16 protein-coding genes and 2 pseudogenes are annotated in these 18,162 nt (G+C 64.8%); 13 read left to right on the forward strand and 5 right to left on the reverse strand.

Translation table 11 applies throughout. From position 1 onward, the window contains the following. Nucleotides 1-12 precede the first annotated feature (12 nt). From ACEWPL_RS09380 to kce, 6 genes are read left to right on the forward strand one after another with little or no spacing between them, the layout of a single operon-like run. Nucleotides 13-804, forward strand: coding sequence for a creatininase family protein (locus ACEWPL_RS09380; RefSeq protein ID WP_393931665.1), 792 nt, complete (start codon nt 13-15; stop codon nt 802-804). A 32-nt stretch (nt 805-836) separates the two neighbouring features. After that, entirely contained in the window at nt 837-1,484 is a 648-nt protein-coding gene (locus ACEWPL_RS09385; protein ID WP_393931667.1) for an amino acid ABC transporter permease, read from the forward strand. 27 nt (nt 1,485-1,511) lie between these two features. Beyond that, entirely contained in the window at nt 1,512-2,168 is a 657-nt protein-coding gene (locus tag ACEWPL_RS09390) for an amino acid ABC transporter permease (RefSeq protein WP_393931669.1), read from the forward strand. 10 nt (nt 2,169-2,178) lie between these two features. After that, nucleotides 2,179-2,940, forward strand: coding sequence for an amino acid ABC transporter ATP-binding protein (locus ACEWPL_RS09395; protein ID WP_393931671.1), 762 nt, complete (start codon nt 2,179-2,181; stop codon nt 2,938-2,940). Between the two features lie 9 nt (nt 2,941-2,949). Further along, nucleotides 2,950-4,284 (forward strand): aminotransferase family protein, encoded by a 1,335-nt coding sequence (locus tag ACEWPL_RS09400; RefSeq protein ID WP_393931673.1) that lies wholly within the window; start codon nt 2,950-2,952, stop codon nt 4,282-4,284. After that, nucleotides 4,285-5,211 carry a 3,5-dioxohexanoate:acetyl-CoA acetone transferase gene (gene kce / locus ACEWPL_RS09405; protein ID WP_393931675.1) on the forward strand — a complete coding sequence of 309 codons (927 nt, stop codon included), beginning with the start codon at nt 4,285-4,287 and terminating at the stop codon, nt 5,209-5,211. Nucleotides 5,212-5,214: 3 nt separating this feature from the next. Here kce and ACEWPL_RS09410 read toward each other — a convergent pair. Beyond that, a pseudogene (locus ACEWPL_RS09410) lies at nt 5,215-6,797 on the reverse strand (putative inorganic carbon transporter subunit DabA). Between the two features lie 17 nt (nt 6,798-6,814). Next, nucleotides 6,815-7,561, reverse strand: a pseudogene (locus ACEWPL_RS09415) (proton-conducting transporter transmembrane domain-containing protein); the annotation flags it as partial. Between the two features lie 133 nt (nt 7,562-7,694). On the opposite strand from ACEWPL_RS09415, the gene ACEWPL_RS09420 reads away from it, so the two are divergent. Then, nucleotides 7,695-8,003, forward strand: a complete 309-nt coding sequence (locus ACEWPL_RS09420) for a LysR substrate-binding domain-containing protein (protein WP_393931677.1) — start codon at nt 7,695-7,697, stop codon at nt 8,001-8,003. On the opposite strand, the gene ACEWPL_RS09425 is transcribed toward ACEWPL_RS09420, so the two are convergent. Together ACEWPL_RS09425 and ACEWPL_RS09430 are read right to left on the reverse strand one after the other, a co-directional pair. Next, nucleotides 8,000-9,073 (reverse strand): flavin monoamine oxidase family protein, encoded by a 1,074-nt coding sequence (locus ACEWPL_RS09425; protein WP_393931679.1) that lies wholly within the window; start codon nt 9,071-9,073, stop codon nt 8,000-8,002. The genes ACEWPL_RS09420 and ACEWPL_RS09425 overlap by 4 nt on opposite strands. Nucleotides 9,074-9,242: 169 nt before the next feature. Next, entirely contained in the window at nt 9,243-10,052 is an 810-nt protein-coding gene (locus ACEWPL_RS09430) for a helix-turn-helix domain-containing protein (protein WP_393931681.1), read from the reverse strand. A 120-nt stretch (nt 10,053-10,172) separates the two neighbouring features. On the opposite strand from ACEWPL_RS09430, the gene ACEWPL_RS09435 reads away from it, so the two are divergent. From ACEWPL_RS09435 to ACEWPL_RS09460, 6 genes are all read left to right on the forward strand, one after another. Continuing rightward, nucleotides 10,173-12,182, forward strand: coding sequence for a CocE/NonD family hydrolase (locus ACEWPL_RS09435; RefSeq protein WP_393931683.1), 2,010 nt, complete (start codon nt 10,173-10,175; stop codon nt 12,180-12,182). Between the two features lie 69 nt (nt 12,183-12,251). Beyond that, complete coding sequence (locus tag ACEWPL_RS09440; RefSeq protein ID WP_393931685.1) at nt 12,252-13,844, forward strand: ABC transporter substrate-binding protein; 1,593 nt, start codon at nt 12,252-12,254, stop codon at nt 13,842-13,844. A gap of 116 nt (nt 13,845-13,960) precedes the next feature. Next, complete coding sequence (locus ACEWPL_RS09445) at nt 13,961-14,899, forward strand: ABC transporter permease (protein WP_393931687.1); 939 nt, start codon at nt 13,961-13,963, stop codon at nt 14,897-14,899. A 1-nt stretch (nt 14,900) separates the two neighbouring features. After that, nucleotides 14,901-15,773, forward strand: coding sequence for an ABC transporter permease (locus ACEWPL_RS09450; RefSeq protein ID WP_393931689.1), 873 nt, complete (start codon nt 14,901-14,903; stop codon nt 15,771-15,773). Further along, on the forward strand, nt 15,770-16,756 hold the full coding sequence (locus ACEWPL_RS09455) for an ABC transporter ATP-binding protein (RefSeq protein WP_393931691.1): 987 nt from the start codon (nt 15,770-15,772) through the stop codon (nt 16,754-16,756). Before ACEWPL_RS09450 ends, ACEWPL_RS09455 begins: the two co-directional genes overlap by 4 nt. Beyond that, nucleotides 16,753-17,727 (forward strand): ABC transporter ATP-binding protein, encoded by a 975-nt coding sequence (locus ACEWPL_RS09460; RefSeq protein ID WP_393931693.1) that lies wholly within the window; start codon nt 16,753-16,755, stop codon nt 17,725-17,727. Before ACEWPL_RS09455 ends, ACEWPL_RS09460 begins: the two co-directional genes overlap by 4 nt. A 60-nt stretch (nt 17,728-17,787) precedes the next feature. Here ACEWPL_RS09460 and ACEWPL_RS09465 read toward each other — a convergent pair whose 3' ends face one another. Then, entirely contained in the window at nt 17,788-18,147 is a 360-nt protein-coding gene (locus ACEWPL_RS09465; RefSeq protein WP_393931695.1) for a hypothetical protein, read from the reverse strand. Nucleotides 18,148-18,162 lie beyond the last annotated feature (15 nt).

An 18,162-nucleotide genomic window follows, 5' to 3' on the forward strand; every position in this document is an offset into this window, starting at 1 on the left:
CGCGAGACGACCATGACCACCACTTACGGACATCTGACATGGGAGGACGTGCGCGATGCCGACAAGGATCGCGTCGTGATCCTCTCGGTCTCGGCGACAGAGGACCACGGCCCGCACATGCCGCTGGATACGGATACCGTTCTGGGCATGGCCGTGGCCGAGGGCGTGGCGACGGCCGCACCGGGCGAGGTGTTCGTCATGCCGCCCATCCCATATGGCTTCAACGAGCATCACAAGGATTTTCCCGGCGTCATCTGGATCCAGCCCGAAACGCTGATCGCATTCGTGACGGACGTCACCAAGTCCCTGGCGCATCATGGCTTTCGCCGGATCCTGCTGCTGAACTCTCATGGTTCGAACCATCCGGTACTGGACCTTGCTGCGCGCAAGACGGTGATCGAGACGGGGATCATCTGCGTTTCTGCCTCCTACTGGAACCTCATGTCGGATCGCATCAACGAGATCCGCGCGTCGGATCTGGGCGGGATCGCCCATGCGGGTGAATTCGAGGCAGCCATGTATACGCACCTGCACCCCGAGCGCGTGGACCTGTCAAAGGCCGCTACGCAGAACCTGCACGATCCGAAGTCGAAATTCTTCAATCTCGACCTGGCGGGCAAGGGCGGCGGCGCGATGCTGATGCGCTGGTGGTCCGAAGTGTCGCCCGATGGCACGATGGGCGATCCCACCGTCGCCACGCCCGATAACGGCAAGAAATTCCTGGAGGCGGCCATCGAAGAGACGACCGCACTCATCCGCGAAATCCGCGCGCTGCCCATTCTGGAGCGCACGGACCATCACTGAGGGCGCACGCCCCTGACACCTGGAGACCGCCCTTGGACATCGACCTGATCCTGCGCGTTTACCCCTTTTTCCTCGAGGCTGCCTGGGTCACGGTGCAGCTCTCGGTGCTGACCTGCTTGCTGGGCCTTGCATGCGGAGCCGTCGGAGCGGCGGCGCGGCTGTCACGGCTGGCGCCGATCCGGTGGATCGCAGCTACCTATGTCAGCCTCTTTCGTGGCACACCGGCGCTGATCCAGATCTTCATCCTCTATTTCGGCGGCCCGCAGATCGGCATCAACCTCGATAGCTTCGCGGCGGGCACCATCGCGCTGGGCGTCAATATCGGCGCCTACATGACCGAGACGATCCGCGGCGCCATCATATCCGTCGACCGCGGCCAGACCGAGGCGTCGCGCACGTTGGGCATGAGCCGGGCGCAGACCATGCGCAAGGTGGTCTTGCCGCAGGCCGCGCGCATGATGATCCGGCCCCTTGGCGTCAATATCAACGCACTGATCAAGGGCACGGCCCTCGTCGCGCCGATTTCGGTGATCGAGCTGACCTACACCGCGCAGCGCTTCATCGGCTCCACCTACAAGCCGTTCGAGATGTTCCTGCTGGCGGGCATTCTCTACATGGCAATCATCTATGTGGTGGGCCATGGCATCAAATGGCTCGACCGCCGGGCACAGATCGTATGAGCCGCGCCGCATTGACAGGAGGCCGCCATGGGTCTTGATTTCACAGTCGTCCCCGAATATTTCGACGTGCTTTTGTTGGGCATGGCCTGGACCGTCGCCATCACCATCGGCGCGGGACTGCTCAGCTTTTTTGGCGGCATCATATTCGCCGTGATCGCGCTTTATGGCCACTGGATCATTCGGCTGCCATTCCGTCTCTTTGCCTGGCTTTTCATGGGCACGCCGCTCCTCTTGCAGCTCTTCCTCATCTATTTCGGCCTGATCGAGATCGGTATCGACCTGCCGGCCTTCGTTGCCGGTGTGATCGGCCTGGGTCTTCATTTCGCGGTCTATAATTCCGAGCTGATCCAGGCGTCGATCCTGGCCGTGGACAAGGGGCAGTACGAGGGTGCGCGCACGCTGGGCCTGTCGCGCGGGCAGACGCTGCGCCGGATCGTGATCCCGCAGGCGGTCCGCGCGGTGATCCCGCCCATGGGTAACAACATGATCGCGCTTCTCAAGGACAGCGCTCTGGTGTCGGTGATCGGCGTGGCCGAACTGACGCTGGCCGCGCAGCAGGCGATCAGCCGTACCTATCGCCCCTTCGAATTCTATATCGCCGCCGCCGCCTGCTATTACGTCGTCAACCTGTGCCTTGAGGCCGGATTGCGCCGCCTCGAGCGCCGCATCGCGGCCTCGCGCTAAGGAGCCCCCCATGACAGATACCCCCTTCATCCAGATCCGCCACGCCGCCAAAAGCTTTGGCGCGCTGGAGGTCCTCAAGGATATCAACCTGACGGTCGAGCGCGGCCAGATCGTGGCCATCATCGGCCCCTCGGGTTCGGGCAAATCGACCCTCCTGCGCGCCATCAACGAGCTGGATCCGCTCAGCTCAGGCGAGGTCTGGCTGGAGGGCGTGCAGATCAACAAGAAGCTGCCCCATCGCCAGTATGAAAAGCACGTGAACCAGGTGCGCCAGGACATCGGAATGGTGTTCCAGCACTTCAACCTCTTCCCGCATCTGAACGTGCGCGACAATATCACGCTGGCGCCCAAGATGCTGAAGGGCCTCAGCACCGAAGAGGCCAACAAGCTGGCCGAGGAACAGCTGGCGCATGTGGGCCTGTCGGAGAAGATCGACGTCTTTCCCTCCCGCCTTTCGGGTGGGCAGAAGCAGCGCGTCGCCATCGCCCGCGCACTGGCGATGAAACCCAAGGTCATGCTCTTCGACGAGGCGACATCGGCGCTCGATCCCGAGTTGGTCGAGGAGGTCAACCAGGTGATGAAGACGCTCGCCGAAGAGCACATGACGATGATCATCGTCACCCACGAGATGGATTTCGCGGCCAGCGTCTGCGACCGCGTCCTTTTCATGGATCAGGGCGTGGTGGTCGAGGAAGGCCCGCCCGATGTGATCTTCAAGAACCCCCGCGAAGAGCGCACCAAGAATTTCCTGCGCAAGCATCTCAGCCGCTAGGGCCCTCAAATGTCACATCTTTTCTACCAGACAAAATCGCCCCGCCCGGTGCTGGACCGCGCCGAGGGCATCTACATGTATGCCGAGGACGGCAAGCGTTATATCGACGGCTCGTCAGGTGCGATGGTGTCGAATATCGGCCATTCCAACCCCGCAGTGCTGGACGCGATGCGCGCCCAGATGGAGAAATCCACCTTCGGCTATCGCCTGCATTTCCAGACCGAGGCCTCCGAGGAGCTGGCAGAGAAGATCACCCGGCTGACGCCCGCAGGTCTCGACAAGGTGTTCTTTGTCTCGGGCGGCTCCGAGGCGGTGGAAAGCTGCCTGAAAATGGCGCGGCAATATGTGCTGACCCGAGGAGAGGCGCAGCGCTACAAGGTCATCTCGCGCTATCCCAGCTATCATGGCTGCACGCTGGGGGCGCTGAGCATCACCGGCATGTCGACCATGACATCGCCCTTCGATCCGATGATGGCCCGCATGCCCAAGATCCCGGCGCCGCGCGCTTATCTGGACGGACTCGACCCCGAAGATCCCGCGACCGGCCTGCACTACGCGAATATGCTGGAACAGAAGATCCTCGACGAGGGCCCCGAGACCGTCATGGCCTTCATTGTGGAGCCCGTCGGCGGCGCGTCGACCGGCGCGCTGGTCCCACCCGCGGGCTATATGCAGCGCATCCGCGAGATCTGCGACCAGTATGGCGTGCTGCTGATCCATGACGAGGTGATGACCGGGGGCGGGCGCACCGGCGCCTTCTTTGGCGCCGAGCATTGGGGCACCGCGCCCGATCTCATCTGCCTCTCGAAAGGCTTCGGCGCGGGCTATGCGCCCTTGGGTGCGATGATCGCGCGCGAGGATATGGTCGAGGCGGTGATGGAGGCGGGCGGCTTCATCCACGGCTTCACCTATGCAGGGAATCCGCTCTCCTGCGCGGCAGGCTCGGCCGTTCTGGACGTGATCGAGAAGGAGGGCCTCGTCGCCAATTCCGCCGCGATGGGCGACAAGCTGGCCGAGCGTCTGCGCGGCCTGATGCAGCGCTATCCCCTGATCGGCGACGTGCGCGGCAAGGGCCTTCTGACGGCGTTCGAGCTGATGGCGGATCGCGCCACCAAAGAGCCGCTGCCGAAGGGCCTCAATGCGCATAGCCGCCTCGTCGATATCGCCTACGACAACGGGCTCATCATCTATTCGCGCCGCACGCGGGGCGGGACGTCGGGGGATCATTTCCTTGTCTGCCCACCGATGATCGTGACCGAGGATCAACTGGACGAGATGACGGATATGCTCGACCGCTCACTGGCGCAGTTCATGGCCGAAATGCCCAAGGAAGCGGCGGAATAGATGTCCAGGATCATCATCACCTGCGCGATCACCGGCTCGATCCACACGCCCTCGATGTCGCCCTACCTGCCGATCACGGCGGACGAGATCACCGAGCATTCCATCGGCGCCGCCGAGGCGGGGGCGGCGATCCTGCACCTGCATGCGCGCGATCCCGAGGATGGCCGCCCCTCGGCCGCGCCCGCGCATTTCAATGCCTTCCTGCCGCGCATCAAGCAAAGCTGCGATGCCGTGCTGAACCTGACGACAGGGGGCAGCGCGACCATGACGCTGGATCAGCGGCTTGCCGCCCCGCTGGTGGCCGAGCCGGAGATGTGCAGCCTCAATATGGGCTCGATGAATTTCGCGCTCTACCCGGCGGCCGAGAAGATCACCGAGTGGAAATACGATTGGGAGAAGCCCTTTCTCGAGAATTCTGACGATCTGATCTTCAAGAACACGCCGCGCGACATGGCCCACATCCTGACCGAGATGGGCGAAAAGCGCGGCGCGCGGTTCGAGTTCGAGTGCTACGAGGTGGGGCATCTTTATATGCTGAAGCATTTCGTGGATCGCGGGCTGGTCAAGGGGCCGCTCTTCATCCAGTTCGTCTTTGGCGTGCTGGGCGGGATCGGGCCGGACCCCGAGAACCTGACGCATATGAAGGCGATCGCCGACAAGCTTTTTGGCGACGATTACACCTTTTCCGTGCTGGCGGCGGGCCGCCACCAGATGCCGCTGATCACCATGTCAGCGATTCTCGGCGGCCATGTGCGCGTCGGGCTTGAGGATTCGCTGATGATCTCGCGCGGCACGCTGGCGAAAAACAATGCCGAGCAGGTTTCCAAGATCCGCCGCATTGTCGAAGACCTTGGCCGCACCGTCGCCGCACCTGATGAGGCGCGCGCAATGCTTGGGCTCAAGGGCGGGGACCGGACAGCGATCTGAGCGTCAGGCGGATTGTCGCGACAAACCCTTGGTATAACGGGCGCTTGGGCGCCTCTCCTCATCTATCGCTATAAGGTGCAGTCAGCGATTGTCAAAGAGCGCGGGGGCCCCGTCGTGCCGCCGCAGGATGTCGGTGATCGCCTCCTGCGGGGCCTCGATGCAGACGGTCAGGCGCAACGGATCATGCGCCAAAGTGCGCCGGTCGTGCACCGATTGCCACGGCAATCCGGCGCGCAGCGCGCCGCCATTGCCCTCAACCACACCAACGCCACCGGTGACGTTATGGAGCAGCTTGCTGCCCGCGCCGAAGAGATGCGGCGGGGTGACCGAGCCGTAACATTGCAGGCTGATCCAGCTTGCGACGACCACAGGCGCAGTCAGGATCAACTCTAGCACGCCAAAGGCCTCGTCGGCGTGCAGGATTTCAGCGGTATCAACCCGCTCTTTCAGGGCCAGCTCGCGGCTCAGGCGCAGCGTTTGGGCATCCGGCCCATGCGCATGCAAATTTCCTAGCGCATCGCGTAAAAGCTTGCCCGCATAGACCGGCCCGGTCGCCTCGACAAAGGCAAACAAGGATTCGGCGGTCAGGTTGAACCGGCCCCAGGCACTCGCCGCGCGCGCGGCAAGGCGCGCCGAGAGGGCGGCGCTGACCTCGTCGGGGCCGGTGGCGCTGCTGGTCGGGCTTTGGGTCAGGAGAACCGGCCGCCGCGGGTCGTCCACGTCCGGCGCAAAGGCGCGGTGCAAAGTGGTCAGGCCGAAAAATCCGGCAAAGCCGAGCGTCTGGATTGACGGGCCAACCCCTCCAGCGCGCGGCGAAACACTTCGGAGCGCACGTCGATGCAAAAGGCTGTCTGCAGGCTGGGGCGCGCATGCTGCAGTTTTACCGCCGCGCCTGACAACTGCGGGGCCAGTGCGCGTTGCGCCGCGCGCTTGGCGGCCTCCTGCAGCACGGCAAGGGCGATCTGAGCCCATTCATCGGCGATCTTGGGCGCATAACGGGTCAGCAACGCCTGCGCCCACAGGATGCGGATGGTGAGCATGTCGGTGGTGATGGGATCCACCCCGCTCGAAAGTTCGGCCTGCCAGAGGCGCTGGCGCGCCAAATGTGCCCAGCCGCCAAGGCCCTGCAACAGTTGGTGAAAACAAGTCTGCGCCGCCTCCATCGCCGGCAAAGCTGGGCGGGCCAGTCGATGCCCGAGGCGTCGGCGGCCAGCTTGGCAACGGTGGGCAGGGCGCGCGGCGGGATGTCCGGCGCGAGCGCTGCCCGTTTGAGCGCGGCGATATCGCCGGGCGCGCCCTTCGGGGAGGTTTTCAGCGCGGCGGCAATGTCTGCGTCGATGACAGTGCCATCCGCGATTTTGGCCGCAGACGCCTCGGGCACCATCGTGGCGCGGGCCCCGGCGACGCGGGTCAGCAAGGCAGACACGTCATCCAAAGGCATGCTCGACTGGCCAATATAGGGGTTGACCGCGACCGAAGAGGAGAGCGGCCAGAGCGGCGGGATCGCGCGGACGGCCCCCCCCCTCGGACATGGCGATCAGATCCAGACGCGGGCAGAAGTAGCCGGCATAGGTATAGGCCTTCATGTGGTGGCGGGTGTGGGCTAGGCCCAGCCGCGCAGCAGCCGGTCCTCGACCGCGTTGATGTAAAGTCCGTTCGAAAGATGGATGCGCAGGCCCTTCGCTGCCGGGCGGTGCGACCAGAGCGGCAGCGCCGCCTGCGCCAGCGCGACAAGGCCGAAGCTGAGCAGCGCCAGCAGGATCAGCGTCCATTCCAGATCGCCCGGCGGCGGCGTCATGGGCAGGGTGCCCGAGGTTATCCAATCGGCCAGCCGCTGGAGTACCACATAGCTGGCCACCGCGATGCCCGACAAAAGCGCTGTGCGCTGCGTCGGCGCGCGGGGTGCCGCATCGGCAAGTCCCTGCGCCAGCAGATAGGCGACACCGAAGATCAGGATCGCCCCCAGCGCCCGCGCCTGCGGCGATTTCGCGCCAAAGCTCAAGGCAAGATCCGTGGCGACGTAGACGCAGACATAGATCGCGATGGCCGGCGCAAAGGCGCGCGCGCCATTGGACAGGCTGGGCACCGCCACTGGGCCGGAACGCCGGGTCGACGCGACCAGCGTGACCGCACCACCCGAGGACAGGAACGCATGCGCCCTGTAGAGTGAATGCGCCACGATATGCAGCAAGGTCAGCGGGAAAAGTGCGATGCCGCATTGCAGGATCATGAAGCCCATCTGGGCTACAGTCGACCACGCCAGGGATGCCTTGACCGTCGGCTGGGTCAGCATCACCAGCCCGCCGAAAAGCGCGGTAAAGCCGCCGATCAGCACCAGCCCGGCCAGCACGGCAGCCGTGCCGCCCTCACCGGCGCCCAATGCGATGAGCCGTTTCATGGCCCACACCCTGTCCGAGTAGCCGGTCAGCGTCGTCGGCACCCCCGCGCGAGAGGGCGCCCCTGGCGATCGCAGCGCGCTATTGGTGGCGCATCCGGTGATCGTGCCTGCCTCCGAAAGCCCGCTGCGCGCGGGGTTCGACATACTCTGCACGCGGCTTCGGGTCGAGCCGGTGCTGGCTGCCGAGGTCGATGAGATGGCGATGATGCGGCCTCTGGCGTGCGAGGATATCGGGCTGGCCGTGCTGCCGCCCATCGTGGTCAAGAACGAACTGGCGTCGGGCCTTTTGCGCGAGGCGGCGCAGGATATCGGCCTGTCCGAGAAGTTTCACGCCTTGACGGTGCGGCGGCAGCTTCCCAACCCGCTGCTGGCACCGCTTCTGACGCCGCGCTAGGCCCCACCGATCCGCGCCGCGACCGCATTGGCTGAGGCCAGCGCGCCTTCCATCAGGCCGCCCATGTCATCGGCCATTTCGGCCCCGGCAAAGAGCAGCCTCCCGTCCCAGAGGCCGGCGACCGCGCGCGGCAGGCCATAGGCTGGATGCATGCGCGGGGGATGGCGGTCCGCCTCGGTCGCCGTCTCGGGCGCGGTGGCCCAGTCCATGAGTGCGGTGGCAATCGGCGCCCGCGCTGCAGGGCCAAAGAGGCGCGCCAACTGGTCGATTGCGGCGTCCTTGAGCGCTTGGGCATGATCCCTGCGCTGATCTGCGGGCACGCCGACAAAGCCAAAGAGCGCGGCGGGGGCGCCATTCGGCCCCGACGCGTCGTGGATTTCGGCGAGCGGTCCGATCGCGCTGACCGCGTCGCCCGAGAGTGCCGCGTCCCGCCAGAAGGGCGCGTCATAGGCTGCGACGAACTTGGCATGGCCGGCCATCCATGTGGGGATCGCGGTGAGGGCGCGCATCGCGGGTTCCGGCAGCGCGGGCGATGTGGTGAGGCGCGCCGCAATCCGGGGCGGTAGGGCCAGAACGGTCGTCCCCGCACGGCAGATACGGCCATCCTCCAGCGTGACCTGACCCGCCTCGGACAGTGCCTGCGCGGGCGCCGAGAGGTGCAGCCGCTCCTGCGGCAGGGTGCGGGCCAGCGCGTCGATCAAGCGCGCCGCGCCGCCCTCGATCCGCAGCGCGCCCGCCATCGAGGCATAGCCCGCGCCCTTGTGAACTCGGCCAGCCGCATCCTCAGCCAGGGACAGTCCTTGGGAATACTGGGCAAAGCTGCGCAGACCCAGATCCTTCAGCAACGCCGCCATGCGGGGCTGACCGGGCCAGAGCCATGAGGGGCCCAGCTCGACCGCCCCGCCGGGCAGCTTCAGCGCGTCGATGCGCCCGCCCAAGCGGTTGCGCGCCTCGAACAGTTGAAAATCGATTCCGTCATTCTGAAGCTGCCGCGCCAGTGCCAGACCGGAGAGGCCGCCACCGATGATCGCCACGTCGGTCTGCATGTCATTGGCCCTTGCGCTGGTCATGTTGCGGCTGATTTGGCACGCAGGGCAACGCGCGGCAAGGCCCCGGGGGTATTTCGAGACCCTTGGGAGAAGCGGCTCGGGTAGGGACAGGTCGCGTCACCCCAACTGATATGCGGATGGCACCGCACGGATCGAGAGGTTTGAGGTCGCGCAGCTGCGGCGGTATGCGTCAAATCTCGTCGATCTCGAACACCCATTCGCCCGGCGCGATGCGGTTCTCGATCTGGCGCTTGATCCAGTCGTCGATCTCTTCGGGCGCGAAGAGGCCGCAGCGCGACAGCGCGCGGCGGTGGTCGATCGCGTCGCCCAGATATTCCAGCATCACCGCCGAGGCCGCAGGCTTGCGCCCCCGGCGCATCGAGCCGCCCGTCTGGACGCCGCGCAGATGACCCGGGCGCGGTGTGTAGGATGGGTAGAGCATCAGCTGCGTGATCGAACTGGCGGCCAGCACGTCATGCTCGATGATGTGAATCCGGTGGCCAAGGTGAAAGGCGAGCCCTTCATATTTGCCCACGAACCTTTCATGGTCGCGGTCGGGGTCGATCCCGGTCTCGATATTCTTCCACAGATAGCGTCCATCTTCTTCCGATATGACGGCAAGCGAGCGGGTGATCTTTCCGGGATACCCGAAGGTATAGAAATAGCGGAAATACCAGCCGGTATAGCGTGCCATCTCGCCCGAGAGGCGATGGAGCCGCTCCAGCGCATCGTAATACTGAGGCGCGGCGGGGCTGCGCGGTGTGGGTTTGCGGAGCGAGATCAGGCTGGCGAAACGGGGCGGGTCCATCAGCAACTCCGATTCGGTCACGCCGAAGAAGTCGCAGATCCGCTGCATGTTATGCCGCGAGGGCCGCACGGTTCCGGCCAGATACTTGTTGAATTGCTGCCGATTGATGCCCAGCCGCCTGCAAACCTCGGCAATCGAGGGCAGCAGGCTGCAGGCATAGGCGAGATTGCTAGCGAAAGGATCATGGGTCATGTGCCTATCGCATAGTGACGCACAAATAGTGTCAAGTGCCGCGTATTTGCGAAATTGCGGGAGCGGCGGCAGAAGCGTTTACTTGACCCGAAATCACACCTCAAGACATGGGTGCGCCACATGCAGACAGTCACTGAATTTCCCCACCCGGTGCGCGAGATCGAGCATACCGAAATCACGATGCCGGACGGCACGCGCCTCGCCGCGCGGATATGGATGCCGGAGGATGCAGAGGGCGCGCCGGTGCCCGCGATCCTCGAATACCTACCCTACCGCAAGAATGACGGAACGCTCGCGCGCGACATCGCCCGCGCGCCCTATATCGCGGGGCATGGCTATGCCTATGTGCGGGTCGATATCCGCGGCTGCGGCGAATCCGAAGCGGTGATGAAGGATGAATACACCGCATCCGAGCTTCAGGATGGCTGCGACATCATCGCCTGGATGGCCGAGCAGACCTGGTGCGATGGCAATGTCGGCATCGTCGGCATCTCCTGGGGCGGCTTCAACGGGCTTCAGATCGCTGCATTGCAACCTCCAGCGTTGAAGGCGGTGGTCACGCTCTGCTCGACCGATGATCGCTATGCGGACGACATTCACTACATGGGCGGGACGATGCTCTGCGAGCAGATCAGCTGGGCGGCGACGATGTTCTGCTTCAACACCGTCGCCCCCGATCCGCGCCATGTGGGCGAGCGCTGGCGCGAGATGTGGATGGACCGGCTGAAGGGCAGCGGCCTCTGGCTCAAGAACTGGCTCGGGCATCAGACGCGCGATGCGTTCTGGAAACACGGCTCGATCTGCGAGGATTATTTCGCCGTGCAGGTGCCGGTCTATGCCGCCTCGGGCTGGGCCGATGGCTATCCGCGCACGGTGTTTCGCCTGATGGAGAACCTGACCTGCCCCCGCAAAGCGCTGGTTGGCCCTTGGGCGCATAAATACCCCCATATCGGCGCGCCGGGCCCCGCCATCGACTGGCTGAGCGAGGAGCTGCGCTGGTGGGATCAATGGCTGAAGGGTCGCGAGACCGGCGTCATGGACGAGCCGCAGATGCGGCTCTTCATGCAGGATCACGCAGCGCCGCAAGGCAGCTACGCGGCGCGCGAGGGCCGCTGGGTCAGCGAGCCGTCCTGGCCCTCGCCGAATGTCTCCCGCGTGGCGTGGTCAATGGCCGAGGATGGCTCTCTGGCGCGGGACGACGCGGGGCAGGGGACGGCGCATGTGTCGACCCCCGCGACGGTGGGCCTGCAGGCGGGGAAGTGGTGCTCTTACGCCAACCATGGCGATCAGCCGGTCGATCAGGGGCCGGATGACGACGCGAGCGTGACGTTTGAGACCGCGCCGCTGGAGGCTGATTTCGAGATTGCGGGCGATGCGACGCTCGACATCACCTTCACCTGCGACAAGCCCGTGGCGCTGATCGCCGCGCGGCTTGTGGACGTGGCCCCAAATGGCAGTGCCACGCGCATCAGCTACGGAATGCTGAATCTCACGCATCGCGATAGCCACGAGCATCCCGAGGATCTCGTGCCGGGTCAGGGCTACACTGCCCATGTTCCGCTGAAACATGTGGCCCAGACGCTGCGCAAGGGGCACAAGCTGCGCCTTGCGCTCTCGAACACCTATTTCCCGATGGCCTGGCCCGCGCCCGAGCCTGCGGTTCTGACGCTCGATCTGGCCCATTGCACCCTGACCCTGCCCGAGCGGAGCGGCCCCGATGGCGAGCTGCGCGATCTGGGTACGCCCGTCGCGGCGCCGCCCCTCCAGACCGACACGCTGGAAAAGGGCGGTTTCGACTGGAAGGTCGAGCGGCTGGAAAGCGGCGGCGCGCGTGTCATCATCACGGATGATGACGGCACCTTCCGCATCGTGGATAATGACCTGACCGTCAGCACGAAATGCGTCGAGACCTACGAGCTTGCCAGCCCCCATGACCATGCCCCGACTGCACATATCATATGGAAGCACAGCTCGAGGCGCGGCGACTGGGCCACGCGCTCCGAGACCGAGACGCATGTGACGACGACGCACACCCACTGGCTGATCCGTGCCAAGCTACGTGCATGGGAGGGCGAAACGCTGGCCCATGAAGAAGAATGGAACGAGAGCATAGCGCGCGACCACGTCTAGGGCGCGCGCACCGCAAAATGAATGACGGGCGTCCAGCGAGGCGCACCGCGAAACCCCAAGGAGGATAGAATGTCCAAGACCACACACACCATCACCCTCGGCCGGCGCGGCTTCCTGCAAGGCGCCGCCGCAGCGGGCCTTGCGGCCGGCACCATGCCGCTGTCCAATGCGCTCTATGCCCAGTCGGGCAGCGTGCTGCGCGCCTTTTCCTATGCCGATATCGACAAGCTGGACCCCGGTTTCTACCAGAACGGCTACAATGTCGACGTGATGAACTGCATCTATTCCAAGCTGGCGCGCTACAAGCCGGGCCGCGAATGGGAGATCGAACTGGAGGCCGCCGAGGAGCTGGAGCAGATCGACGACACGCATATCCGGTTCAAGCTGAAGCCCGGCATCATGTTCTCGGGCGGCTATGGCGAGATGACGGCCGAGGACGTGAAATTCTCGTTCGAGCGTGTGCTGGAGCATGACAGCCCGGTCAAGGGCGATTGGGGCCCGCTGCAATCGGTCGAACTGGACCCCGAGGACAAATACGCCGGTACCATCGTGCTGGAAAAGGCGTTCCAGCCGCTATGGACCATCACCATCCCCTACGGCGTCGGCCATATCGTGTCGAAAAAGGCCGTGATGGAAGCCACCGGCGATGGCAGCGATTTCAACATGACCCCGCCGGCCTTCTCGGGGCCCTACATGCTCGATGAATGGAAGCCGAACCAATACGTCAAGATGGTGCGCAATCCCGACTATTCCGGCGATCTCAAGCCCGGTTATGACGAAATCCGCATCATCCCGATGGACGACGAGAAGGTGGCCGAGCGCGCCTATGAGGCGGGCGATCTGGACTATACCGCGATCACCCTGTCGAGCCTCGCGAACTACAAGGCGAACCCGCCCGCTAACACGACGATCGAGGAATACCCGTCTCTCTACTATGTCTGGGTGGGCATGAACCTCGAAAACGACGTGCTGAAGGACGAGAATCTGCGCAAGGCGATCCAATACGCGATCAACGTGCCGCAGATCATGGATGCCGCCTATTTCGGCGAGGCCGCGCCCTCGACCGGCCTCATCGCGCCCGGTCTCACCGGCCACCGCGAGCAGTCCATCGTGCCGCCCGAGGGCGATCTGGACAAGGCGCGCGCGTATCTGGAGAAGGCGGGCGGCGCCCCGTCGCAGCCCATCACGATCGACACGCTGAACGCGACGACATGGAAGACCATCGCCGAGGTCATCCAGGCGCAGTTGGGCCAGATCGGTATCCAGGTGCAGGTCAATGTGCAGGATAGCGGCTCGTTCTGGACGCTGGGCATGGAGAGCGAGGGCGAGCGCTGGAAGGACATGCAGTTGGTCATCAACCGCTTCTCGATGCTGCCGGATCCGTTCTATGCGACCTCGTGGTTCACCACCGAGCAGGTCGGCGTCTGGAACTGGGAGCGGTTCTCGAATCCCGAATTCGACAAGCTGCACGAGGCCGCGCTGAGCGAAGAGGATAGCGAGAAGCGCGCCGAGATGTATCGCCGGATGCAGGACATGATGGAGGAGTCGGGCGCCTACCGCTTCCTCACGCATGAGGGCAGCCCGGTGATGTTCCGCGATGATGTGGAACCCGCGTTGCGGCCTGATGCCCGCCCGCTTTACCTGGGCTTCAAGCCAGCCTGAGCCGCGCCTGACCTCGGCGGCCCGGCCCCTGACCGCATGACAGGGGCCGGGCCACGCCATGTTGATGACCCCCTTGCCGCGTCCGCGCGCGGCGCAAAAGAAAGGCCGCGAATTTCATGGCACTCTACGCATTCCAGAGGGCCCTGCTGTCTGCGCTGATCATCGTGGTCGCGGTGACGCTGCTCAACGTGATGCTGCACCTCGTGCCGGGCGATCCGGCGGTGATGGTCCTCGGGCCGCGCGCCACGCCTGAACTGATCGAGCAGACGCGGCAGGCGATGGGCCTTGATCGACCCTTTGCCGTTCAGATGATGACCTTCTTCGGCAATCTCCTGCGCGGCGATATGGGCATCGACGTATTCACCGGCCGCTCGGTCACGACCATTGTGTTGGAGGCGTTGCCTTACACGCTGGCCCTGATCAGCGTGTCGATCCTCTGGGCCGCAGCCATCGGGATTCCGCTGGGCGCTTATTCGTCGATCCGGCGCAACACCTCGATCGACCGGATCACGGGTATCCTGTCGGTTGGCACGATTTCGATCCCGTCCTTTGTCATGGCCCTTTACGGCGTGCTGATCTTCGCGGTCTGGCTGGGCTGGCTGCCGGCCATCGGTGCGGGCGAGGGGTTTGGCGATCAGATCATCCACCTTATCCTGCCTGCCTTCGCCGTCGGCGTCAGCTGGGTCGGCTATATCGCGCGCATCGTGCGCGCCGCGATGCTGGAGGTCATGGGCGAGAACCATGTGCGCATGGCCCGCGCCTTTGGTCTGACCGAGCAGCGCATCACCCGCGCCTATGTGCTGCGCATCGCCGTGCTGCCCGCCGTCACACTGATCGGGGCAGGGGTCGCGCATCTCTTCTCGGCGGCGGTTTTCGTCGAGGTGATCTTTGCCCGCCCCGGCATCGGCGCGCTGATCGTCTCGGCGGTGAACGAGCGGAATTATCCCATCGTTCTGGGCGCCGTGCTGATCACCACGGCGATCATCGTTCTGGCGACGCTGATCTCGGATCTCATCATCGCGTGGCTGGATCCGCGCCAGCGCGAGGGGCTGTGACATGAGCGAGACCGCATCCTACAGCCAGCCCTCGGCCTTGCGCATCTATCTGGGCCAGCTGGCGCAGAACCCGATGGGCCTGATGGGGCTGATCCTTGTGCTGATCATCGTCGGCACCGCCATTTTCGCGCCTTGGCTGGCCCCATACGATCCCAACCAGATCATGATCGGCCCGCGCATGGGCCCGCCCTCATGGGCGCATTGGCTGGGCACGGATCATCTGGGCCGGGACCTTCTGAGCCGGGTGATCGCGGGCGGGCGCATCGCCATGCTGGTCGCCATCGCCACGCTGGGCGCGGCGATGACCATCGGCCTCGCGCTGGGGTTGATCGCGGGATACGGGCCGAAATGGCTGGACAACATCCTCTTGCTGGTCTTCGACGCGATCCGGTCCTTTCCGGTGATCGTCTTCGGCCTTGCGGTCGTCACGCTGATCGGCCCATCGCTCTATACCGTGATCCTGGTCGTGGCGATCACGTCGATCCCGATCTATGCGCGCATCGTGCGCACCCAGACGATGGCGCTGCGCAATGCCGAATTCATCCTGGCCGAAAAGGCGATGGGCGCCAGCACCTTCCGCATCCTCGGGCTTCACGTGCTGCCCAACGTGCTGGGCCCGCTCCTGATCCTGGCCTCGATGGACGTGCCCATGGTCATCGCGACCGAGGCGGGGCTCAGCTTTCTCGGGATGGGCGTGCGCCCGCCTGCGCCCAGCTGGGGGACGATATTGAACGACGGCTACAATTTCATCCGCAATTCGCCCTGGCCGGTGATCGCCGGATCGGTGCCGATCATCCTCGTCACGCTGGGCTTTACCTTCCTTGGCGAAGCGCTGCGCGACATCTTTGACCCCAAGCTGAGGCGTGATCCATGAGCGCAGGGACCCTTCTGGATGTGCGGGGCCTCTCGATCGAGTTCGCCACCCCGCGCGGGCGCCTGCGGGCACTGCGCGATATTGACCTGACCGTACCCAAGGGCCGCATCATGGGGCTGGTAGGTGAGAGCGGTTGCGGCAAGTCCACGCTGGCCTACAGCCTTGCGGGGCTCCTCTCGGCCAATGGAGAGGTGACGGGCGGGCAAATCCTGCTGAACGGCGCGGACGTCACCAAGATGTCCGAGCGGCAGCTGCGCGATATTCGCGGGCAGCGCGTGTCGATGATCTTTCAGGACCCGATGACGGCACTCAACCCGGTCATCACCATCGGGCGGCAGATGCTGGATATCCAGTATCGCGACGCGGGCTCCAAATCGCAAAAGCGCCAGCGCGCCGCCGATATGCTGGACCGGGTCGGAATCCCCGACGCCGCCGCGCAGCTGGGCGCCTACCCGCACCAGTTTTCGGGCGGGATGCGCCAGCGGGTCTGCATCGCGATGGCCCTGTTAACCAGGCCTGACCTTCTGATCGCGGACGAGCCGACAACGGCGCTGGATGCCACGCTGGAGGTGCAGATCATCGAACTGCTGAAAGAGCTGCAACAGGAGATCGGCTGCGCTATCGTCTTTGTCTCGCATCACCTCGGGACGGTGGCCGAGCTGTGCGACGATGTGACCGTCATGTATGCGGGCGAGGTCGTCGAGCAGGGCAGCGTCGGCGATGTGTTCCACCGCGCGGCGCATCCCTATACGCAGGCGCTGTTGGAATGCGATCCGGCCCGGATCAAGGTGGCGACGCGTCACCTGCCGACGATTGCCGGCACGCTGCCCGATCTGGTGGACGTGCCGCCGGGCTGCATCTTTGCCGGGCGCTGCACCCATGCGTGGGATCGGTGCCGAACCGAACATCCCGGCCCCTATAGCGCCGACAGCGCAGGGCATCGCGCGAAATGCCATCTTCTGGACAGGGAGGGCCCGGCATGAGCGCGCTTCTGGAGGTCGAAAACCTTTTCATCCGCTACCCCGCGATGGGCCGTGTCCGCGCCGCCCTCACCGGCGCGGAGGCCGAGTTCGACGCCGTCGCCGGTGTCTCGTTCACACTTGGCAAGGGCGAGACGCTGGGCCTTGTCGGCGAAAGCGGATCTGGTAAATCCACCATCGCGCGCAGCCTCATGGGCCTCAAGCGGGCGCATTCCGGCACCGTTCGCTTTGACGGGCGCGACATCACCGCCGCGGGCGCCGCGGAATACGCGCGGCTTCGGCGCGAAATTGCGATGATGTGGCAGGATCCTGTCGGCTCCCTCTCGCCGCGGCTGACGGTGGGCAGTCTTGTGACCGAGCCGCTGAAAATTCACGGCAAGAGCGCCGATATGGGCCGCGAGGCCGCGCGCCTTCTGGAAATGGTGGGGCTGCCTGCGCATTTCGCGGGGCGGTTTCCCCATCAGCTCTCGGGCGGGCAGGCGCGGCGTGTGGGCGTGGCGCGCGCGCTGGCACTGGACCCGCGCCTTGTCATCGCGGACGAGCCGACGGCAGGCCTGGATATGTCAGTGCAGGCCGAGGTGCTGAACCTCCTGGCTGAGATGCAGGAGCGGCTGGGCATCGCGATCCTGGTGATCACGCACAACCTGAACGTCGTGCGGCATATCACTGACCGGATGGCCATCATGTATCTGGGCCGCTTTGTCGAACAGGGGCCGACCGGCGAGATATTCAGCACGCCGCGCCACCCCTACACCGAGGCCCTACTCTCCGCCAATCCCGAGCCTGACCCCGATGCCGCTCATGCGCGTATCACCCTGACCGGCGAGATGCCCAGCCCAAGGCAGCGGCCCACGGGCTGCGAATTTCATGGCCGCTGCCCCAAGGCGCGTGATCTGTGCCGCAGCGAGGCGCCGGGCCGCACGCAGATGGGCGACGATCACAGCTATACCTGCCATTTTCCGGTCTGCAGCTAAGGGTCGCGCGGAAGCGGGATCGGCCCGCCCGGCGCCCATATCAGGTGCCGGGTTCGTGCCCTAGCTGCAGATCTGCGTGGCGCGCTTGCCGTATTCAGAATAGGCATCCCAGAATCGCTCATCACTGGCGCGGTCCGACTGGCGAACATCTTGGGCCGCCTGCGGATCACCATAGAATTTCACTGCGCGCAACTGGTCCGAGCGGCTCAGGCTCTGGTCCGCCACCGCCTGAATGCAGCCGCAAAGCTGGTTCGTGCGCGCCCTGCGATCCGAAGCAAGACAGGCTGACCGGATCGGGCCGCTTGCAGTCGGGGCATAGATGGGAGCCGGCGCGCGCGCGTTGCCAGCCCTTTCAAAACGATTCACGCCGCCGCAGGCTGCAAGGCTCAGCATCAGTCCGACGATCAGGGTATTTCTCATCCGTGTGCCTCAATT

The organism is Roseovarius roseus, from assembly GCF_043355935.2.
Lineage (GTDB): Bacteria > Pseudomonadota > Alphaproteobacteria > Rhodobacterales > Rhodobacteraceae > Roseovarius > Roseovarius roseus.